This window comes from Paraburkholderia sp. BR14312 (assembly GCF_040948675.1).
In the GTDB taxonomy this organism is placed as follows: Bacteria; Pseudomonadota; Gammaproteobacteria; order Burkholderiales; family Burkholderiaceae; genus Paraburkholderia; species Paraburkholderia nodosa_A.
In genome coordinates, this window is the sequence record NZ_JBFPKI010000010.1 from 50,022 (window position 1) to 68,925 (window position 18,904).

Below are 18,904 nucleotides of genomic sequence, written 5' to 3' on the forward strand. Positions count from 1 at the left end.
ATGACGAATCATTCGCAAACGCCATCGCCGCAAGAGCCGTCGCGTCATCGATCGCGGCGCTGGCCCCTTGTGCTCGCCGCGCTCATCGTGCTCGGCCTCGCGGCGCAGGGTATCTGGTCGCGCCATAGCGCGCATGCGGCGCTCGAACGCGAGGCAAAAAGCGCGAGCACGCTGACCGTGCAGGTCGTCACGCCGCAGCGCTCGACGCGCGCGCTCGACCTCGTGCTGCCCGGCAACGTGCAGGCGTTTCTCGACACGCCGATCTACGCGCGCACGAGCGGCTATCTGCGCAAGTGGTACTTCGACATCGGCGCGCACGTGAAGGCGGGCCAGTTGCTCGCCGAAATCGACGCGCCCGAAGTGGACGACCAGTTGCGCGCCGCGCGCGCCGATCTCGCCAATGCCGAAGCGAACTACGCGCTCGCGAAAACCACGGCCGACCGCTGGACGCAGATGCTGCAAACACGCTCGGTGGCGAAACAGGACACCGATGAAAAAGTCGGCGACATGCTCGCGAAAAAGGCCACGCTCGACTCCGCGCGCTTCAACGTCTCACGGCTCTCGCAGCTGCAGTCGTACGAACGCGTGACGGCGCCCTTCGACGGCATCGTCACGGCGCGCAACGTGGACGTGGGCGCACTCATCGACGCGGGCAACGGCGGCACCTCGCAAAAGGAGCTGTTCCATCTTGCGCAGGCCGACCGTCTGCGCGTGTACGCGAACGTGCCGCAGGCTTACGCGCAGCAGATCCGCGTGCAGCAGCATGCGTATCTCACGCTCAACGAAGAGCAGGGCAAGCACTTTCCCGGCATCGTCGCGCGCACGGCGGGTGCCGTCGATGCGCAGCAGCGCACGATGCTGGTCGAAGTCGATGTGGACAACCGCAGCGGCGAACTGTTGCCCGGCGCCTACGCGCAGGTCCACTTCGCGCTCGACGGTTCGGCCACGCCGATCACGCTGCCCGGCAACGCGTTCCTGTTCCGCCCCGACGGCGTGAAGGTGGCGACTGTCGATGCGCAAGATCGCGTGAAGCTCGTGAATGTGACGCTCGGCACCGACTTCGGCACGCGGGTGGCGGTAGCGGCGGGGCTCTCCGGCGACGAGCGCGTGATCGTCAATCCGCAGGACGCGATCGTCGACGGCACGCCGGTGCGCATCGTGCAGCCGCACGGCGAGCACGAGGCCGATGCGGCGCATGGCGCGAGCGGTGCGAGTGGCGCGGGCAGGAACATGGGCAACAGCGCGCAGGCGCAGGGCGAATGATGAAGCACGCGCGGATTCGACTGTGCGCGTTGGCCATGCTTGCGGCGCTCGGCGGCTGCAAGGTGGGCCCCGACTACGTGCGCCCCACCATGCCCGTGGCCGCGACGTTCAAGGAACTCGAAGGCACGGGCTGGACGATTGCGCAGCCCGCCGATAGCGCCTCGCGCGGCGCGTGGTGGACGATCTACGAGGACGCCACGCTCGACGCGCTCGAAGCCCAGGTCGAAGGCGCGAACCAGAACGTGCAGGCCGCGCAGGCGCACTTTCGCGCGGCGCGCGCGAACGTCGCGCAGCAGCGCTCCAGCTTTTTCCCGCTCGTGACGGCGAGCGGCGACTTCTCGCGCTACCGCACCTCGCGGAATCTCCTGTACACGTCGAAGGCCGGTCAAACGATCAACGACTACTCCGTGGGCATCGACGCCACATGGGAGCCCGATATCTGGGGCCGCGTCGCGCGCAACGTCGAGGCCGCCAGGGCGAACGCACAGGCGAGCGCCGCCGACATGCAGGCCGTGCTGCTCTCCATGCAGGCCGAACTCGCGACCGACTACTTCGAGCTGCGCGGCATCGACCGCGAACGGCAATTGCTCGACGACACGATCAAGGCCTACCGCGAATCGCTCGAACTCACGCAGAACCGCTACGCGGGCGGCATCGCCACCGACGCCGACGTGGGCCAGGCGCAAACGCAGCTGCAGACCACCGAGGCGCAGGCGATCGATCTCGGCGTGCAGCGCGCGCAGCTCGAGCACGCCATCGCCATCCTGACCGGACAGTCGCCTTCCACGTTCACGCTCGCTGCCGCGCCGAAGGAAGCCTACGCGGTGCGCGCGATCGCGAGCCCGCCGGGCGTGCCGTCGACGCTGCTCGAACGGCGCCCCGACATCGCGGCCGCCGAGCGCCGTGTGGCCGCCGCGAACGCGCAGGTGGGCGTGGCGACGGCGGCGTTCTTCCCGAACCTCATGCTCGCGGTCACGGGCGGCCTGGAGGCGACCAACTTCAGCCAGTGGCTCGTCGCGCCCGCGCGCTTCTGGTCGCTCGGGCCGACGCTCGCGGGCACGCTGATCGACTTCGGCGGGCGCGAGGCGGTGCGCAACGAAGCGCGCGCGCAGTACGACGAGAACGTCGCGCAATATCGCCAGACAGTGCTCGACGCCTTCGGCGAGGTCGAGGACAACCTCGCGGCGCTGCGCGTGCTGGAGCAGGAGGCGAACGCCCAGGACCGCGCGGTGGATGCCGCGCAGCGCACGCTCGTCACCATCAACAATCGCTATCTGGGCGGTGCGATCACCTATCTCGACGTGGTGGTCGCGCAAACCACGGCGCTCACCAACGAACGCCAGGCCGTGGCGATCTCGCGCCGGCGCATGGCGGCGAGCGTCGCGCTCGTGAAGGCGCTCGGCGGCGGCTGGAACGCGGCGGACTTGCCGAGCGACGCGGCGCTGGTCCACCCGGACGACGCGCACAAAGCGCAGCCCGCCAGCGGGCCGCAAGGCGCTGCGCCGGCCGCCGCTCGCAGCGCGCAGCCAGGCGCCTCGCGCGCTCCGGGCTAAACGGCCGCGCGGTCACGCCAGGCACCCGGCCTGCGGCGCTCGACAACGCCATTTGCCCAACAGGCGTATCGTTGCGCCTTTGCCATATTGCTGGAGATCCTGTCGTGACTGCATCACCGGGCGCCCCGCGCACTTCCGCGCCCTCCGCCGTTCCGTACATCGAACGCGGCACCCCCGCATTCTGGCGCGCAAGCCTCGCGCTGCTGTTCGCCGGCTACGCCACCTTTTCGCTTCTCTACTGCGTGCAGCCGCTCCTGCCCGCGTTCTCCCAGACCTTCGGCGTGAGCCCCGCGCAGAGCAGCCTCTCGCTCTCGTTCACCACGGCCGCGCTTGCCGCTGCGATCTTCGTCGCGGGCTTCGTCTCCGAAGGCTGGAGCCGGCGCGGCATGATGACCGCATCGCTGTGCGCCTCGTCGCTGCTCGCGCTCGCCACCGCCTTCGTGCCGCACTGGCATGAGCTGCTCGTGCTGCGCACGCTGCTGGGCATCGCGCTCGGCGGCGTGCCCGCGGTGGCCATGGCCTGGCTCGCCGAGGAAATGCACCCGGACGGTCTCGGTCTCTCGATGGGCCTCTACGTCGGCGGCACGGCTATCGGCGGCATGGCGGGGCGCGTGATCACGGGCATCGTCACCGATCTGTTCGGCTGGCGTGCGGCCGTGGCCGTGATTGGCGTGCTCGGGCTCGCCTCCATGTTCGCGTTTCGCTCGCTGCTGCCGCCCTCGCGCCACTTCGCGCCGAAGAGCGGCCTCGGTTTCGCGCATCACCGCGCGGCGCTGCTGCGCCATTTCGCGCGGCCGGGTCTGCCCATGCTGTTCGTGATGGGCTTCGTGCTGATGGGCAGCTTCGTCACGCTCTACAACTACATCGGCTACCGGTTGATCGCGGCGCCTTATCACATGAGCCAGGCGGCCATCGGCGCGATCTTCCTCGTCTACCTGACGGGCGTGGTCGCCTCGCCGTGGTCGGGCCGCATGGCCGACACGTTCGGGCGCGGCCGCGTGCTGATCGCCAGTCTCGCGCTGATGCTCACGGGCGTCGTGCTCACGCTGTTCGCGCCGCTCACGGCGATTGCCGCGGGCATCGCCTGCCTGACCATCGGCTTCTTCGCGGGGCACGCAGTAGCAAGCGGCTGGGTTGGGCGCCTCGCGCGCGAAGCGAAGGGCCAGGCGGCTGCGCTTTACCTGCTCGCCTACTACCTCGGGTCGAGCGTGATGGGTTCGATCGGCGGACACTTCTGGGCCGGGGCAGGCTGGGGCGGCGTGGCCGGCCTCGTGATCGTGCTGCTGGTCGTGGGCCTAGCACTCGCGCTCACCTTGCGCGCGCGCGAGCGCGCCGGAGCGGCCTGAGCCCGCGCGGCATGCAACGTTCGCACCCGCGCCTCTGTGTGCCGCGGGCCACCGCAATCGAAAGGCGTCCGTAATATTCAGACGACTGGCGATTTGCGCGCCGCGCGCATCGCACCGCAGCGGAACTCCGCCTCTGGCGGGCTTTTGCGGCGCGACAGGAGATTCACGGAAAGCCTCGCGGCGCTCACGCGTGCCGCCGCGCTCGCCGGCCTCACCTATACTCGATTTCAGGCCCGGGGCCGCAGCGCCATGCCATCGGCATGGCGACGAGAACGACAACCACTGCGAGCCTTCGTCGCCCATACGATACGCAACCCCTGCATGGGACCGGAGTCAGTGCTGAAGCACTCACTCCGGATCGACAGGAGACAAGCATGGAAGGTTATTTCACGATCGGCGATTTCGTGATGATCATCCCGATGGCCCTCGCTGGCGCGCTCTTTCTTGGCGCAGTGCCGTGCGCAACGGAATTCAGACACAACACGCTGCGCGTGATCGGCGCGCTGATCGGCGTACTCGCGGCCGTTGCACTCGTCGAGACACTGCCGGCGCTGATGTAGCGGACGTCTGGCGTACGCTTCATACGCACGGCGGCTCGCGATGCGCAGACGCGCGAACTGACGAAGCGGAATGCTCGCGGCTCGAAGCGCCGCGGCTTGCGCGCACGCGCGGCATTCGCTTGCCCCCTCCTCAGCCGGGATCGCCCCCCGGCTGCAAGCCCTTGAACTGACGCAACGCAGCGGCCAGATAGCCCGTTCGCGCAGACGCGCCTGCGGCCTCTTCGGCGTGTGCTAGCGCGGGGAGCGCTGTCCACGGCAGCGTCGGACGCAGATGATGCTGGCGATGCAGATGGTGATTCATCAGCAGCACGCCCAGCGCACGCGGCACGCGAAAATCCCGCGCGCGACCCGGTTCGTCGAGCGCGACGCCGTAGTGCGGCAGGTTGTCGGCGAGCGAGAGCCACAGTCCGCGCAGATACATCACCGCGAGCAGCACGGGCCAGGCCTTGCCGTAGAGCGCGAACGAAGCCGCATAGAGGGCGAGGGACGCAAGCCAGTCGCGCCGCGCGCCGCGGCGCCTCACGGGATCGGTGGCGTGGTTCGCGAAGAGCCGCTGCACCTGCACGCCTTCGCGGCCATGCGCGCCCACCCCGCGCTCGATGATGGCGCGCGCGAGCCGCCCCGGCATGAACGCCAAGAGCGGCAGCAGCAATTCGGCGAGGTAGAGACCACCCATCAGCCGCCCGTAGTACGCCACGCGACGACGCCAGCGCGGGCCGCTCGCGCCGTGCGTGTCGTGCACATCGGGGCGGTCGAACGGCTCGCGCGTGAAGCGGTGATGCATCAGGTGTCCGAAACGCACGGCGTCGAACGGCATCGCCAGACCGATCGCGAGCGCGCGGGCGAGCCATTCGTTCACGCGCCGGTCGCGCGCCAGCTGTCCGTGGATACCTTCGTGAATGAGGCCCCAGTGGATCGGCGTGGCGAGCACGACGGGGGCGAGCGTCGCCAGCAAGGCGAGCGTCGGGCCGCCCGTTGCGTCCAGCAAGAGCGGCAATCCGACGAGTTCGTAGCAGAGCGCGGTGAACGCGAATGCGATCAGCGCGGCGTTGGTGCGAGCCGCCGTCGCGGGCTGGGGCGAGTGGGTTGGCCGCCTGGCGGGTTCAGCTCGGGCGGCGGACGGGGAAAGCGCTTCAGTTTCGGCGCTCAAGAACTCCATGGTGATTCCTCGCGGCAAAGGCTGCCGCGACGTTAGCAGGGCCACATGACAAAGCGAAGAACGGCGCGCCGCGCGGCCACGGCCGATGTAAGGCCTATCGTTCGCGCATAAAAAACCGCCTCGCGAGGAGGCGGTTCATTGCGCCGGCAAGCAGGCAGAAGCGTGCCGCTCAGATGGGCTGATCGGTCGACGGCTTCTCCCACAGGTTCACGCCGCCTTCGGTCGCATAGCGGTCGATCTCCGCGAGTTCTTCATTCGAGAACTCGAGGTTCTTCAACGCCGCGACGTTCTCGCGCACCTGCTCCGCGCGGCTCGCGCCGATCAGCGCCGAGGTCACGCGGCCGCCGCGCAGCGTCCAGGCGATCGCCATCTGCGCGAGGCTCTGGCCGCGGCGCAGCGCGAGGTCGTTGAGCTTGCGCACGTGCTCGATGTTCTGCTCGCTCAGGTGCTCGCTCTTGAGCGAGCCGCCGCCCGGACGGTTCACGCGCGCGTCTTCGGGCACACCGTTCAGGTACTTGTTCGTGAGCACGCCCTGCGCGAGCGGCGTGAACGCGATGCTGCCCGTGCCCAGGTCCTCGAGCGTGTCGAGCAGTTCTTCCTCGACCCAGCGGTTGAGCATGTTGTACGACGGCTGGTGAATGAGCAGCGGCACCTTGTATTCGGCGAGCAGTCGCGCCATTTCGCGCGTCTTCGCGGGCGAATACGACGAGATGCCGACATAGAGCGCCTTGCCCTGCTGCACGGCCGTGGCCAGCGCGCCCGCCGTCTCTTCGAGCGGCGTTTCCACGTCGAAGCGGTGCGAATAGAAGATGTCGACGTAGTCGAGGCCCATGCGCTGCAGGCTCTGATCGAGGCTCGCGAGCACGTACTTGCGCGAGCCGCCGCCCTGGCCGTACGGGCCCGGCCACATGTCCCAACCCGCCTTCGACGAGATCAGCAGTTCGTCCCGGTAAGGACGGAAATCGTCCTTGAAAATGCGGCCGAAGTTAGTTTCGGCACTGCCGTACGGCGGCCCGTAGTTGTTCGCGAGGTCGAAGTGCGTGATGCCGAGATCGAACGCGGTGCGCAGGATATCGCGCTGGGTCGAGATCGGCGTGGTGTCGCCGAAGTTGTGCCACAGACCGAGCGACAGCGCGGGCAGCTTGAGCCCCGACTTGCCGCAAAAGCGGTACTGCATGTCCGAATAGCGTTCTGAGGCTGCTTCGTAAGCCATGATCTGAATCCTCGGCGAAAACGGGAAGTAAGCGAAGGGATGGGCGCGACGTGCCGTGAGGCGCGACGCTCGCGTGAGGCAGCTATGTTAGCCAATCCGCCCAAGCCGTGCAGATGCCCACTATGCGGGAAAGGCGATGGAGAGCGCATGTCAGGCCGGTGAAAAAACCGCACCCTGGACGCGCCGCGGCCGCTCGCCTACACTGCGGCGTCCATCCTTTGCGAGAGGTTGTTCATGGCCAAAGCGATTTCGATCGCGCTCATCGCCTGTGGCGTCGTCCTGTTGTACTTCGGCGGCCAGTCGCTCCATTCGTTCGCGAACGACATGTCGCGCCTCTTTACCGGCGCGCCCACCAACCGCACGATCCTCCTGATTGGGGGCGGCATCGCCGCGACGCTCGCGGGCATCACCGGGCTCGCGATGTCGGGGCGTCGGCGCTAACGAAGAGCACGGCTGCATCGCCTCAGAACCTCACCTCGGGCTTCGACGCCGAGCGCGTGCCCGGCAGCGGCACGTTGCTCGCGCCGTGATAGGTGTACACGAGCGAAAACTTCACCTGATCGCTCTGGTTCTGGCCCGCCGAATGCAGCGTGTTGCAGTGGAAGAAGACCACATCGCCGGCGGCGAGCGTCGGGGCGATGGCGCGATCGATCCACGCCTTGTTCTCCGGCAGGTCGGCGCGGAAGAATTTCGCGGTGTCGAACCTGTCCGAAGTTAACGGCGCGTCGTGCGAGCCCGGCACAAACCACAGGCCGCCGTTTTCCATCTTCTCCGGCCCGAGCGCGAGCCAGACCGACACGAGGTCGTCGCGCTCGAACGACCAGTAGCGCACGTCGCGGTGCCAGCCGGTCAGGCTGCCGTAGTGCGGGTGCTTCGTCATCATGCAGTTGTGATGCGCGCGCGAGAGGACCGGCTCCTCGCCGAAATACAGCTCCATCCACCCCGCGATTTCCGGCGACGTGGCCCATTCGCGATACAGCGCGTGGCGCGAGTAGGCGTCGAGCAGGCGCCGCACCGTGTGGCCGCCGGGAGCGGCCTTCGATTCTGGCGCGCCGGGGTAGCGCAAATCGGCTTCGAATTCGAGCGGCGCCGCAGCCGCCTGCAACTGCTCCTGCGCAACCCGCTTGATCGCCTCGCAGCGCTCGGGCGAAACGAGCCCTGGCACGACCACGAAGCCGCGCTCGCGCAGCGCCTGCACCTGTTCTTTCTTTGAATGGACTGACATGGGACTTCCGTTATGCGATCTCGATGCGAGCAAGGGCCGCAGCCTGCGTTCGTCGCTTCGTCAAACGATAAGGCTGAGGCGTCGGCGCGCGCCGACTCATCGATTGTAAAGCGTGCCGGCACGGCGGGAAGGACCACGCGCTCACACGAAGTGGCTCCATGCGCGCCGCGGATCGACCCGCACGCGAATGGCGCACGCGCACCGCGATGAAGACAAAGGGCGGGATCGTCTGCATCAAAGACGCGCAGGGCCGGGTATTAACCGACTTTTTGCGGTCACGATTCGCGTGTAGCCTGTCGCGATGTTGTTCGACTTCGCCGAATTCTCATCGCACGGACGGATCGCCGTGAACGCCTTGCCACACAAGGTGCTCCAACAGAAGAATCCGTCGCGTCGCGTCCTACGCCGCGCCATGCGGCCCGTCTCCCGTCCACCGACATCGTGACGCCCTGAAAGACAGGCACGTTTGCTGCTCGATGCAAAGCGTCGCGCAAGGCGCACCTCGAACCCGATTGCTCAACCGCCATGCATACCCTCTTCGATACTCAACGCATGACCCACGCCGCCCACACTGCCCTGAAAGCGGCACGCCCAGCCCGCCGTCACCTCGTGCGCGCACTGCGACACCATGCCGCCCGCACCCGCGCGCTCACGCAACAAGTGCGCGAAGCGAAGCCCGTCGACGGCATGCGCAGCTGGTTCCACTCGTTCTTCGCCGTGCTGCGCATGCGCTCGGGCTCGCGTCACTTCTCGCTGCGCACGCTGCTGTATCGTCCAAATGCACCGCTGCGCACGCTCGCCGCGCCTTCCACGGTTCATGTGGCGCGCAGCACACGCAAGCCGCGCCGGATGGCCGCGAGCAGTGCGGGCTGGTTCGGCTTCGCGATGCGCTGAGACCCGCGCGCGACCCACGCCGCGCGATCCGCAGAAAACAAAAAACCCCGCACGGGCTTGCGCCCTGCGGGGTTTTTCTTCGCTTGCTTCACTCGAGCCGGCGCGAGGCCGGCTTATGCGAACGCTTACGCGACGGCTGCGCTCACCGGCTCCGTGCCGGCGGCTTCGGCCAGAATCAGCGCCTTGTCGGTCGCTTCCCACGAGAATTCCGGCTCTTCACGGCCGAAGTGGCCATAAGCGGCGGTCTTTTCGTAGATCGGGCGCAGCAGGTCGAGCATCTGGATGATGCCCTTCGGACGCAGGTCGAAGTGTTCGCGCACGAGCTTCGTGATCGTCGCGTCCGAAACCTTGCCGGTGCCGAACGTGTTGACCATGACCGAGGTCGGCTCGGCCACGCCGATGGCGTACGACACCTGAATCAGGCAGCGCGACGCGAGGCCGGCGGCCACGATGTTCTTCGCGACATAACGGCCGGCGTAGGCTGCCGAGCGGTCCACCTTCGACGGATCCTTGCCCGAGAACGCACCGCCGCCGTGCGGGGCTGCGCCGCCGTACGTATCGACGATGATCTTGCGGCCCGTGAGACCGCAATCGCCCTGCGGGCCGCCGATCACGAAGCGACCGGTCGGGTTCACGAGGAACTTGATGTCGCCCTTGATCAACTCGGCCGGCAGCACCGGCTTGATGACTTCTTCGATCACGGCTTCGCGCAGCGTGCCGAGGTCGATGTCCGGCGAGTGCTGCGTGGAGAGCACGACGGTGTCGATGGCGTGCGGCCGGCCGTCGACGTAGCGGATCGTGACCTGCGACTTCGCATCCGGACGCAGCCAGGGCAGACGGCCGTCGCGGCGCAGGTTCGACTGGCGCTCGACCAGACGGTGCGACAGGTGGATCGGCAACGGCATCAGCTCGGGCGTTTCGTCGCACGCATAGCCGAACATCAGGCCCTGGTCGCCGGCGCCCTGGTCGAGGTTGTTGTCGTGCGCGCGGTCCACGCCCTGGGCGATGTCCGGCGACTGCTTGTCGTAAGCGACGAGCACCGCGCAGCCGCGGTAGTCGATGCCGTAGTCGGTGTTGTCGTAGCCGATGCGCTTGATGGTGTCGCGCGCGACCTGGATGTAGTCGACGTTGGCCGTCGTGGTGATTTCACCGGCCAGCACGACGAGACCCGTGTTGCACAGCGTTTCCGCTGCAACGCGCGAGTACTTGTCCTGCGTGAGGATGGCGTCGAGGATCGCGTCCGAGATCTGGTCGGCGACCTTGTCCGGATGGCCTTCGGAGACGGATTCGGAGGTGAAGAAATAGTCGTTTGCCACGTGTCTAGCTCCTTGTAGCTGGTGACGGTTGAGTTCACGTAGCCAGCTTCGGGAGCTTTGAAGCGGCGACGCTTTAGCGGAATTGCTGCCCAGTTGCCATGATTCGCGTTCGATTACGCGCAGTTCACAGCCCACCGGCTTCGCCCCGCAAGTTGTCTATTAACTCGGCGAAGCCCTTATTATAGCGACTTCCTTAAATTGTCGCAGAGTCTCTCCCGCGTGCCGCTCATCGTCCCCTTCACAGTTCGCAAGCCCTGCAGCGGAGTTGCCGCATGATAGGCAAACTCGGCTCCCGTTTCGCCATCGGCCTGCTCAAGCTGTTCGCGATCCTGCCCTATGGCTTCGTCGCGCGTCTGGGCGACGGCCTCGGCTGGCTGCTCTACAAGATCCCGAGCCGGCGCAAGCGCGTCGTTCATACGAATCTGCGCCTGTGCTTCCCCGAATGGAGCGACGAAAAGCGCGAGGAAGTGGCGGGGCTGCACTTTCGCCACGCCATTCGCAGCTACATGGAGCGCAGCGTGCAATGGTTCGCCTCGGCGAAGAAGCTCGAAAAGATCGTCGAACTCGACAGCGAGATCGATCTCACCGATCCGAACCTGCCGCCGACGCTCTTTCTCGGCCTGCATTTCGTGGGCATCGAGGCGGGCTCCATGTTTCTGAACTATTCGCTGCACCGGCCGTGCGGCTCGCTCTACCAGCCGTTCTCGAACCCGGAATTCGAAGCCGCGGCCAAGGCGGGACGCAGCCGTTTCGGCGCGGAAATGGTGAGCCGCGCGGACAGCGCGCGCGCCGTGCTGCGCTGGCTGCGCGACAAGAAGCCCGTGATGCTCGGCGCCGACATGGACTACGGCATGCGCAATTCCACGTTCGTGCCCTTCTTCGGCGTGCCGGCTTGCACGCTCACTGCGGTGGGACGTCTGGCGAAGGTGGGTCATGCGCAGGTGGTACCGTTCATCGGCGAGGTGTTGCCCAATTACAAGGGTTATCGGCTGAAAGTGTTCAAACCTTGGGAAAATTATCCGACCGGCGACGACGATCTCGACGCGCGCCGCATGAACGCTTTCCTCGAAGAGCAGATTCCGCATATTCCCGAGCAGTATTACTGGGTCCACAAGCGCTTCAAGACGCGGCCGCCAGGCGAGCCGAGCGTCTATCACTGAGCGTTGCGCACACGACCCGGGCCCGGGTTTTCGCCCGGGCCTCGCTTACAATGACGGCATGAAACTCAAATTCACCAAGATGCACGGCGCGGGCAACGACTTCGTCGTGCTCGACGGCTACAGCCAGGACCTCGCGCTCACGCCCGAGCGTGTGCGCGCGCTCGCCGATCGCCACTTCGGCATCGGCGCGGACCAGTTGCTGCTGGTCGAGAAGCCGACCGTGGAAGGCGTCGACTTCCGCTATCGCATCTTCAATTGCGACGGCGGCGAGGTGGAGCACTGCGGCAACGGCGCGCGCTGCTTCGTGAAATTCGTGCGCGACCGCAAGCTCACCGATTCGAATCGCGTGCGCGTGCAGGTGCAGAAGGGCACGATCACGCTCGTCGTGCAGGAAAACGGTGAAGTCGTCGTCGACATGGACCGCCCGGAGTTCGAGCCGGCGCACGTGCCGTTCAACGCGAACGGCCTGGAAGGCCGCCGCGAAGGCAACGACACGCTCTGGCCGCTCGACGTGAACGGCGCCCGGCGCTGGGTGTCGGTCGTCTCGATGGGCAATCCGCACGCGGTGCAGGTCGTCGACGACGTCGAGGCGTACCCGGTGAAAGCCGAAGGCGCGGTCATCGAAACGCATGCGCGCTTCCCGAACAAGGTGAATGCCGGTTTCATGCAGATCGTTTCGCGCCACGAAGTGAAGCTGCGCGTATTCGAGCGCGGCGCGGGCGAAACGCTCGCGTGCGGCACGGGCGCATGCGCGGCCGTGGCGGCGGGCATTCGCCGCGGGCTGCTCGACACGCCCGTGAAGGTGCATACCCACGGCGGCCTGCTGACGATCGCCTGGGACGGCGCGCGCGACGAATCCGCCGCGCTCACCATGGCGGGCCCGGCCGCCACGGTGTTCGAAGGCGAGATCGAGCTGGCCGACTGACACGCAACATCGGCCTCGTACGGCGCGCGCAACGAGAGAACGTCGCGCCGCACGACTACTCGAAAACAATCAACCGCATGACAGACTGCGCGCCGCCGTGCGCGCCTCACAACTACAACGCGTCCACAACATGAACGATCGCGAAGTTGCCGACTATCTGCTCGCCCACCCCGATTTTTTCGTTGAGCACGCCGAACTGCTCGCGACGATCAAGCTAGGCAATCCGCACGGCAAGGCTGCCGTCTCGCTGCAGGAGCGCCAGATGGAAATGCTGCGCGAGAAGAACAAGCATCTCGAGCGGCGTCTTTCTGAGCTGCTGCGCTACGGCCACGAGAACGATTCGATCGCCGCGAAGTTCAACCGCTGGACCACGCGCATGATCGCCGAGCGCGACCCGTACGCGCTGCCGCGCTCGATCACGCAGAACCTGCGCGACGTGTTCGACATGCCGCAAGCCGCGCTGCGCGTCTGGGACGTTGCCGAGTCCTACAGCCAGGCCGATTTCGCGCGCCATACCGGCGAGGAAGTGCGTATCTTCGCGAACAGTCTCGACACGCCGTATTGCGGCGCGAACACCGGCTTCGAGGCCGCGCAATGGCTCGACTCGAGTGAAGGCGCCGCCGAATCGGTCGCGATCATCGCGCTGCGCGCCCCCGCTGTGGCCTCGAACGACGCGCCAGGGGGCGAAGCTTTCGGCCTGCTGGTGATGGGCTCGCCCGACTCGCGCCGCTTCCACGAAGGCATGGCCACCGACTTTCTCACGCAGATCGGTGCATTGGCGAGCGCGGCGCTCTCGCGCCTGCTGCCGCACTGACGCACACCGAAGCCGCCCAACGTGAACCCAACCGATCCGATCGCCGACTATCTCGCGATGCTCGAACACGAGCGGCGGCTCTCGGAGCACACGCTGCGCGGCTACGCGCATGAACTCGACGAGCTGAAGAAGCTCGCGAGCGACAAGCCGCTCGAAACGGTCACCGCCGCGCAAGTGCGCGGCGCGGTGGCGCGCGCGCACGCGGGCGGCCTCTCGGCGCGCTCGATCGCGCACCGGCTGTCGGCCTGGCGCGCCTTCTATCGCTGGCTCGCGGGGCGCATCGAAATGGACGCGAATCCCGTGGCCGCCGTGCGTGCGCCCAAGCGCGCCAAAACGCTGCCGAAGGCGCTTTCCGTCGACGACGCCGCGCATCTCATGGAAGCGCCTGCCGTCGCCGGCACAGAGGAAGGCGGCCCCGAGGCGTTGCGCGACCGCGCGATGCTCGAGCTGTTCTACTCGTCGGGGCTGCGGCTCGCCGAACTCGTGGGACTCGACGTGCGTTACGTCAAGCGTGACGGCTACGAATCGGCGGGCTGGCTCAAGCGCGACGCCGCCGAAGTCGAGGTCTTGGGCAAGGGCAACCGTCACCGCATGGTGCCGGTCGGGCGCAAGGCGCTCGACGCGCTCGACGCCTGGCTCGCCGCCCGCAGCGCCTTCGTGAAGCACGACGACGCCCCGCTTTTTCTCTCCGTGCGCGGCAACCGCATGGCGCCCGGCGTGGTGCGCGAGCGCGTGAAGCGCGCCGCCATCGCGGCGGGCATTCCCGCGAACGTGCACCCGCACGTGCTGCGGCACTCGTTCGCCACCCACCTGTTGCAGTCGAGCGGCGACCTGCGCGCCGTGCAGGAACTGCTCGGCCACGCGAGCATCTCGGCAACCCAGGTCTACACGTCGCTCGACTTTCAGCATCTCGCGAAGGTCTACGACACCGCGCATCCACGCGCCAAGAAGCGCGATTGATACGCCACGGCGCTCGTGCAACGCTGCGCGACACGAGTGCCGTTACCCAGCATCGAAGCCATCATGAATATCGTCACCCTCAAGCCGTCCAAAGAAAAATCCCTGCTGCGCCGCCATCCGTGGGTCTATGCGAACGCGATCGACCGCGTGGAAGGCAAGCCCGCGCCAGGCGCGACCGTGATCGTGCGCTCGGCCGACGGCCGCTTCCTCGGGCGCGCCGCCTACAGCCCGCATTCGCAGATTCGCGCACGCGTGTGGAGCTTCGACGAAAACGAGCCCATCGACCACGCGTTCTTCAAGCGACGCGTGCAGCGCGCCGTGGCCGACCGCCGCGCGATGGTGAGCGGCACGGGCGCGGTGCGCCTGATCTTCGGCGAGGCCGACGGCCTGCCTGGCCTGATCGTCGACTACTACATCGAAGACGGCGGGGATGTTGCACAAAGCGGCCGCGGCCAGCTCGTGTGCCAGTTCATGGCGGCGGGCGTCGAGGCGTGGAAGGAGGCGATCGTCGCCGCGCTCACGTCGGCCACGGGCTGCCCGAACGTCTACGAGCGCTCGGACGTGTCGATCCGCGAAAAGGAAGGGCTCGAACAGATCACGGGCCTGCTCGCAGGCGACGAACCGCCGGCCACGATCATCACGAGCGAGAACGGCGTGCGCTATCACGTGGACGTGCGCAACGGGCACAAGACCGGCTTCTACGTGGATCAGCGCGACAACCGCGCGCTCGTGCAGACGTACGCGCGCGAGCGCGAGGTGCTCAACTGCTTCTGCTACACCGGCGGCTTCTCGCTCGCGGCCATGAAGGGCGGTGCGAAACGGGTGGTGTCGATCGATTCCTCGGGCGAAGCACTCGCCACCGCGCAGAAAAACGTCGAGGCGAACGGCTTCGACGCCGCGCGCGCCGCCTGGCTCGACGCCGATGCCTTCAAGACGCTGCGCCGGCTCTACGACGATGGCGAGCGCTTCGATCTCGTGGTGCTCGATCCGCCCAAGTTCGCGGCCTCGCGCGAGCACGTGGACCGCGCCGCGCGCGCCTACAAGGACATCAACCTCACGGGTTTCAAGCTGCTGCGTCCGGGCGGTCTGCTGTTCACGTACTCGTGCTCGGGTGCGATCGATTCGGCGCTGTTCCAGAAGATCGTGGCCGGCGCCGCCGCCGACGCCAGGGTGGACGCGCGTATCCTCAAGCGCCTTGGCGCCGGTGTGGATCATCCGCTGCTCACGGCATTCCCGGAAGGCGAATATCTGAAAGGCCTGCTGTTGCAAATCGCCTGAGACGGCCTTACTTGAGGCTTTTCTGCGCCGCGCCGGAACGCCTTTCGGGCCGCCTGTTCGCGCCCCGATTGGGTCTCACGCCCGGCCGCCGCATGCGGGCGCGGCGCAGATATGTTTCAATAGGAAGTTATGTTGTAACACTCGAAGGCAGCGACAGCACGAAGCGGCGCGCCTGAACGTACCCCTCGAACACCTACCAGGCAGACAGCATGGCAACCAGCATGATTCCCGTCACCATCCTGACCGGCTTTCTCGGCAGCGGTAAAACCACGCTGCTCAAGCGCATCCTGAACGAAAAGCACGGCATGAAGATCGCCGTGATCGAGAACGAGTTCGGCGAAGAGAACATCGACAACGAAATCCTCGTGCAGGACAGCACCGAGCAGATCATCCAGATGAGCAACGGCTGCATCTGCTGCACGATTCGCGGCGACCTCGCGCGCGTGCTCGGCGATCTCGCGCAGCAAAAGCGCGACGGCAAGCTGGACTTCGACCGCGTGGTGATCGAAACCACCGGCCTCGCCAATCCGGGCCCGGTCGCGCAGACGTTCTTCATGGATAACGAGATCGCCGACGAATTCCTGCTCGACGCGATCATCACGCTCGTGGACGCCAAGCACGGCAACCATCAGCTCGACGAGCACGAAGTGGTGCAGCGCCAGGTCGGTTTCGCCGACCGCCTCTTCATCACGAAGGCCGACCTCGTCGACGAGAATGAACTCGCCGATCTGCGCCATCGCGTGCTGCACATGAATCCGAAGGCGCAGATCCGCCAGGTCAATTTCGGCGAGGCCGACATCAAGGAAGTGTTCGACCTGCGCGGCTTCAACCTGAACGCGAAGCTCGAAATCGACCCCGACTTCCTCGCCGAAGACGATCACGCTCATGCGCATCACGATCATGACCATGACCATGACCATGACCACGCGCATGACCATGACCACGCTGATTGCGACCACGATCACGGCCAGTGCGACCACGAAGGCCACGATCACGCCCACCACCATCACGCGCACCACGACGACAAGATCAAGTCGTTCGTCTACCGCAGCGACCGTCCGTTCGATCCGAACCGCCTCGAAGACTTCCTCGGCGGCATTCTGCAGATCTACGGCGAGCGCCTGTTGCGCTACAAGGGCGTGCTCTACATGAAGGGCGTGGACCGCAAGGTGGTGTTCCAGGGCGTGCACCAGATGATGGGCAGCGACCTGGCCGCCAAGTGGCTGCCGATCGAGAAGAAGGGCAGCAAGATGGTGTTCATCGGCATCGAACTGCCGCAGGACCTCATCACCGACGGGCTCGACGCCTGCCTCGCCTGAGCGGCTCCCCCGCTTTTCCCGATACGCCCGGCCCGCTGCCGGGCGTTTTCGTCTGGAGTTTGCACTGCGACGCAGCGCCGGCGCCACGTTTGCGGCCGGCGCAAAGCATTCCTTCCGGTTCTGTGCGTCAAATAACGTACCCGACCATCGCTTTTTCACGATTGGCGCGTTATATTTTCTGGATATCGACCGGTGCGCAAACGGCCTGGCGACAGGCGGGTGACAGCAGGGATTTCCCGCTTGCGGCGCGAGTTTGCGGTTCGGTTACAATACGGCCCCACTGGAAGAGAGGTGCCCCGGAATTCCCGAGGGACGCCCCGCCGGCAGCGCATCGCGTCGCAGCGCGCAGTCGGTACGATATATGCCTCACAAGCATCTGATGACCGGTTTCCAGAGGAGTTCGGCCCCGCAGCGGCGCTTCGGGCGTCACGACAGTTCATCGTCCGTGCCCGCCAGCGCGCATATAACGGCGCGGTAACTGCGCCTGGCAAAGTGGTAAAGGTTGGTAACGGCCACCGCGGCCACTGCGGGCAACACAAAAGTGCAGGCAAGATGTGCCAGTTTTGCCTCACTCATTGAAGAAGCAAGCCAGATGACGACGAAACGACTCTTGACCGAAGCCGAAATCCTGAAGATGAGCGACAAGGATTACATGAACGAGGATCAGCTCGCCTTCTTCAAGAACCGGCTCGAACAGCTGCAGGCGGAAATCCTCCGCAATGCGGGCCAGACCACCGAGAATCTGCGCGAAACCGTGATCGTTCCCGATCCGGCCGACCGCGCGACGATCGAAGAAGAGCATGCGCTCGAGCTGCGTACGCGCGACCGCGAACGCAAGCTGCTCAAGAAGGTGCAGCAATCGCTCGCGCGCATCGATTCCGGCGACTACGGCTGGTGTGAAGAAACGGGCGAGCCGATCGGCATCCCGCGTCTGCTCGCGCGCCCGACCGCCACGCTCTCGCTCGAAGCGCAAGAGCGACGCGAACTGCGCCAGAAGCTGTTCGGCGATTGAGCTTTATTCTGGCCGCGAAGCCCTGCTTGCGCGGCTAGCGACTTGCCTTCCCTGTCGAAGCGCACGGAGCCCCGTGCGCTTTTTTCTTTTGCGCGTGGCCGCGGCGCCACCGAGCCGCCGTGCCGTTTTCTGCGCCCGCGGCCCTTGATATGCCCATCGCCGCCCTAAACTCCAGGTGATATGCGCTCGCGGCGCGCGAGAAGCGCGCGCGACGCACCCGGATTCAGGGCGGCGGCGCCCGCAGCATGCACGGCGCGCGAGCACCGCGGCGCCCACCCGAAAGCGGCGGCACACCACCTTCGCATCCAACCCGGCATCAACGGTAAAAAGGAACGCACATGGAGCAATTTCACGGCACGACGATCGTATCCGTGCGGCGCGGCGACAAGGTCGCGCTCGGCGGCGACGGCCAGGTCACCCTCGGCAACATCGTCATGAAGGGTGGCGCGAAGAAGGTCCGGCGCATTTACGGCGGCAAGGTCATGGTCGGCTTCGCCGGCGGCACCGCCGACGCGTTCTCGCTGCTCGACCGCTTCGAAGCCAAGCTCGAAAAGCATCAGGGCAACCTCACGCGTGCCGCCGTCGAACTCGCCAAGGACTGGCGCACCGACCGCATGCTGCGCCGCCTCGAAGCCATGCTGATCGCCGCCGACGCGACCACCACGCTCGTGATCACCGGCAACGGCGACGTGCTCGATCCCGAAGAAGGCATCTGCGCGATCGGTTCGGGCGGCGCGTATGCGCAGGCCGCGGCCCGCGCGCTCGTGGAGAACACCGAACTCTCGCCGCGCGAGATCGTCGAAAAATCGCTCGAAATCGCGGGCGACATGTGTATCTACACGAATCACAACCGCGTGATCGAAACCATCGAATAACTCGCCAACCGACCGTACCGACGAGAAGGAAT

General features: G+C 66.4%; 18 protein-coding genes. 14 read left to right on the forward strand and 4 right to left on the reverse strand.

The window, feature by feature from the left end; all coding sequences use genetic code 11:
* The 4 genes from AB3X98_RS26425 (at nt 1) to AB3X98_RS26440 (ending at nt 4,722) form a co-directional block, all read left to right on the forward strand.
* Nucleotides 1–1,263 carry an efflux RND transporter periplasmic adaptor subunit gene (locus AB3X98_RS26425; RefSeq protein ID WP_342949622.1) on the forward strand — a complete coding sequence of 421 codons (1,263 nt, stop codon included), beginning with the start codon at nt 1–3 and terminating at the stop codon, nt 1,261–1,263.
* Nucleotides 1,260–2,816: an efflux transporter outer membrane subunit gene (locus AB3X98_RS26430; protein ID WP_368603784.1), complete on the forward strand. Its 1,557-nt coding sequence runs from the start codon at nt 1,260–1,262 to the stop codon at nt 2,814–2,816. The genes AB3X98_RS26425 and AB3X98_RS26430 overlap by 4 nt, the downstream gene beginning before the upstream one ends.
* Nucleotides 2,817–2,920: 104 nt before the next feature.
* Nucleotides 2,921–4,162 carry an MFS transporter gene (locus tag AB3X98_RS26435; protein WP_368603783.1) on the forward strand — a complete coding sequence of 414 codons (1,242 nt, stop codon included), beginning with the start codon at nt 2,921–2,923 and terminating at the stop codon, nt 4,160–4,162.
* 374 nt (nt 4,163–4,536) lie between these two features.
* The gene (locus tag AB3X98_RS26440; protein WP_028203177.1) at nt 4,537–4,722 is read left to right on the forward strand and encodes a hypothetical protein; all 186 of its coding nucleotides are present in this window, start codon (nt 4,537–4,539) and stop codon (nt 4,720–4,722) included.
* Nucleotides 4,723–4,852: 130 nt separating this feature from the next.
* Here the strand turns inward: AB3X98_RS26440 and AB3X98_RS26445 are convergent, their stop codons facing one another.
* Nucleotides 4,853–5,881: a fatty acid desaturase gene (locus AB3X98_RS26445; RefSeq protein ID WP_368603782.1), complete on the reverse strand. Its 1,029-nt coding sequence runs from the start codon at nt 5,879–5,881 to the stop codon at nt 4,853–4,855.
* Between the two features lie 169 nt (nt 5,882–6,050).
* The gene (mgrA, locus tag AB3X98_RS26450; protein ID WP_368603781.1) at nt 6,051–7,094 is read right to left on the reverse strand and encodes an L-glyceraldehyde 3-phosphate reductase; all 1,044 of its coding nucleotides are present in this window, start codon (nt 7,092–7,094) and stop codon (nt 6,051–6,053) included.
* Between the two features lie 234 nt (nt 7,095–7,328).
* On the opposite strand from mgrA, the gene AB3X98_RS26455 reads away from it, so the two are divergent.
* Nucleotides 7,329–7,535 carry a DUF3185 family protein gene (locus AB3X98_RS26455; protein WP_069264683.1) on the forward strand — a complete coding sequence of 69 codons (207 nt, stop codon included), beginning with the start codon at nt 7,329–7,331 and terminating at the stop codon, nt 7,533–7,535.
* 22 nt (nt 7,536–7,557) lie between these two features.
* Here the strand turns inward: AB3X98_RS26455 and AB3X98_RS26460 are convergent, their stop codons facing one another.
* On the reverse strand, nt 7,558–8,319 hold the full coding sequence (locus tag AB3X98_RS26460; RefSeq protein ID WP_368603780.1) for a phytanoyl-CoA dioxygenase family protein: 762 nt from the start codon (nt 8,317–8,319) through the stop codon (nt 7,558–7,560).
* A 525-nt stretch (nt 8,320–8,844) separates the two neighbouring features.
* On the opposite strand from AB3X98_RS26460, the gene AB3X98_RS26465 reads away from it, so the two are divergent.
* On the forward strand, nt 8,845–9,213 hold the full coding sequence (locus tag AB3X98_RS26465; protein WP_069264679.1) for a hypothetical protein: 369 nt from the start codon (nt 8,845–8,847) through the stop codon (nt 9,211–9,213).
* A gap of 125 nt (nt 9,214–9,338) precedes the next feature.
* Here AB3X98_RS26465 and metK read toward each other — a convergent pair whose 3' ends face one another.
* Entirely contained in the window at nt 9,339–10,529 is a 1,191-nt protein-coding gene (metK, locus tag AB3X98_RS26470; protein WP_368603779.1) for a methionine adenosyltransferase, read from the reverse strand.
* Nucleotides 10,530–10,801: 272 nt separating this feature from the next.
* On the opposite strand from metK, the gene AB3X98_RS26475 reads away from it, so the two are divergent.
* From AB3X98_RS26475 to hslV, 8 genes are all read left to right on the forward strand, one after another.
* Nucleotides 10,802–11,689 (forward strand): lipid A biosynthesis lauroyl acyltransferase, encoded by an 888-nt coding sequence (locus AB3X98_RS26475; protein WP_069264677.1) that lies wholly within the window; start codon nt 10,802–10,804, stop codon nt 11,687–11,689.
* Between the two features lie 58 nt (nt 11,690–11,747).
* On the forward strand, nt 11,748–12,614 hold the full coding sequence (gene dapF, locus AB3X98_RS26480) for a diaminopimelate epimerase (RefSeq protein ID WP_069264675.1): 867 nt from the start codon (nt 11,748–11,750) through the stop codon (nt 12,612–12,614).
* Between the two features lie 130 nt (nt 12,615–12,744).
* Entirely contained in the window at nt 12,745–13,428 is a 684-nt protein-coding gene (locus tag AB3X98_RS26485; RefSeq protein ID WP_368603778.1) for a DUF484 family protein, read from the forward strand.
* A gap of 57 nt (nt 13,429–13,485) precedes the next feature.
* Nucleotides 13,486–14,388 (forward strand): tyrosine recombinase XerC, encoded by a 903-nt coding sequence (gene xerC / locus AB3X98_RS26490; RefSeq protein WP_368603814.1) that lies wholly within the window; start codon nt 13,486–13,488, stop codon nt 14,386–14,388.
* 63 nt (nt 14,389–14,451) lie between these two features.
* Nucleotides 14,452–15,666 (forward strand): class I SAM-dependent rRNA methyltransferase, encoded by a 1,215-nt coding sequence (locus AB3X98_RS26495; protein ID WP_342949113.1) that lies wholly within the window; start codon nt 14,452–14,454, stop codon nt 15,664–15,666.
* Between the two features lie 221 nt (nt 15,667–15,887).
* Nucleotides 15,888–16,985 carry a GTP-binding protein gene (locus tag AB3X98_RS26500; RefSeq protein WP_368603813.1) on the forward strand — a complete coding sequence of 366 codons (1,098 nt, stop codon included), beginning with the start codon at nt 15,888–15,890 and terminating at the stop codon, nt 16,983–16,985.
* A 592-nt stretch (nt 16,986–17,577) separates the two neighbouring features.
* Nucleotides 17,578–17,997, forward strand: a complete 420-nt coding sequence (gene dksA / locus AB3X98_RS26505; protein WP_028203189.1) for an RNA polymerase-binding protein DksA — start codon at nt 17,578–17,580, stop codon at nt 17,995–17,997.
* A 338-nt stretch (nt 17,998–18,335) separates the two neighbouring features.
* Nucleotides 18,336–18,872: an ATP-dependent protease subunit HslV gene (gene hslV / locus AB3X98_RS26510; RefSeq protein ID WP_238465739.1), complete on the forward strand. Its 537-nt coding sequence runs from the start codon at nt 18,336–18,338 to the stop codon at nt 18,870–18,872.
* Nucleotides 18,873–18,904: the final 32 nt, after the last annotated feature.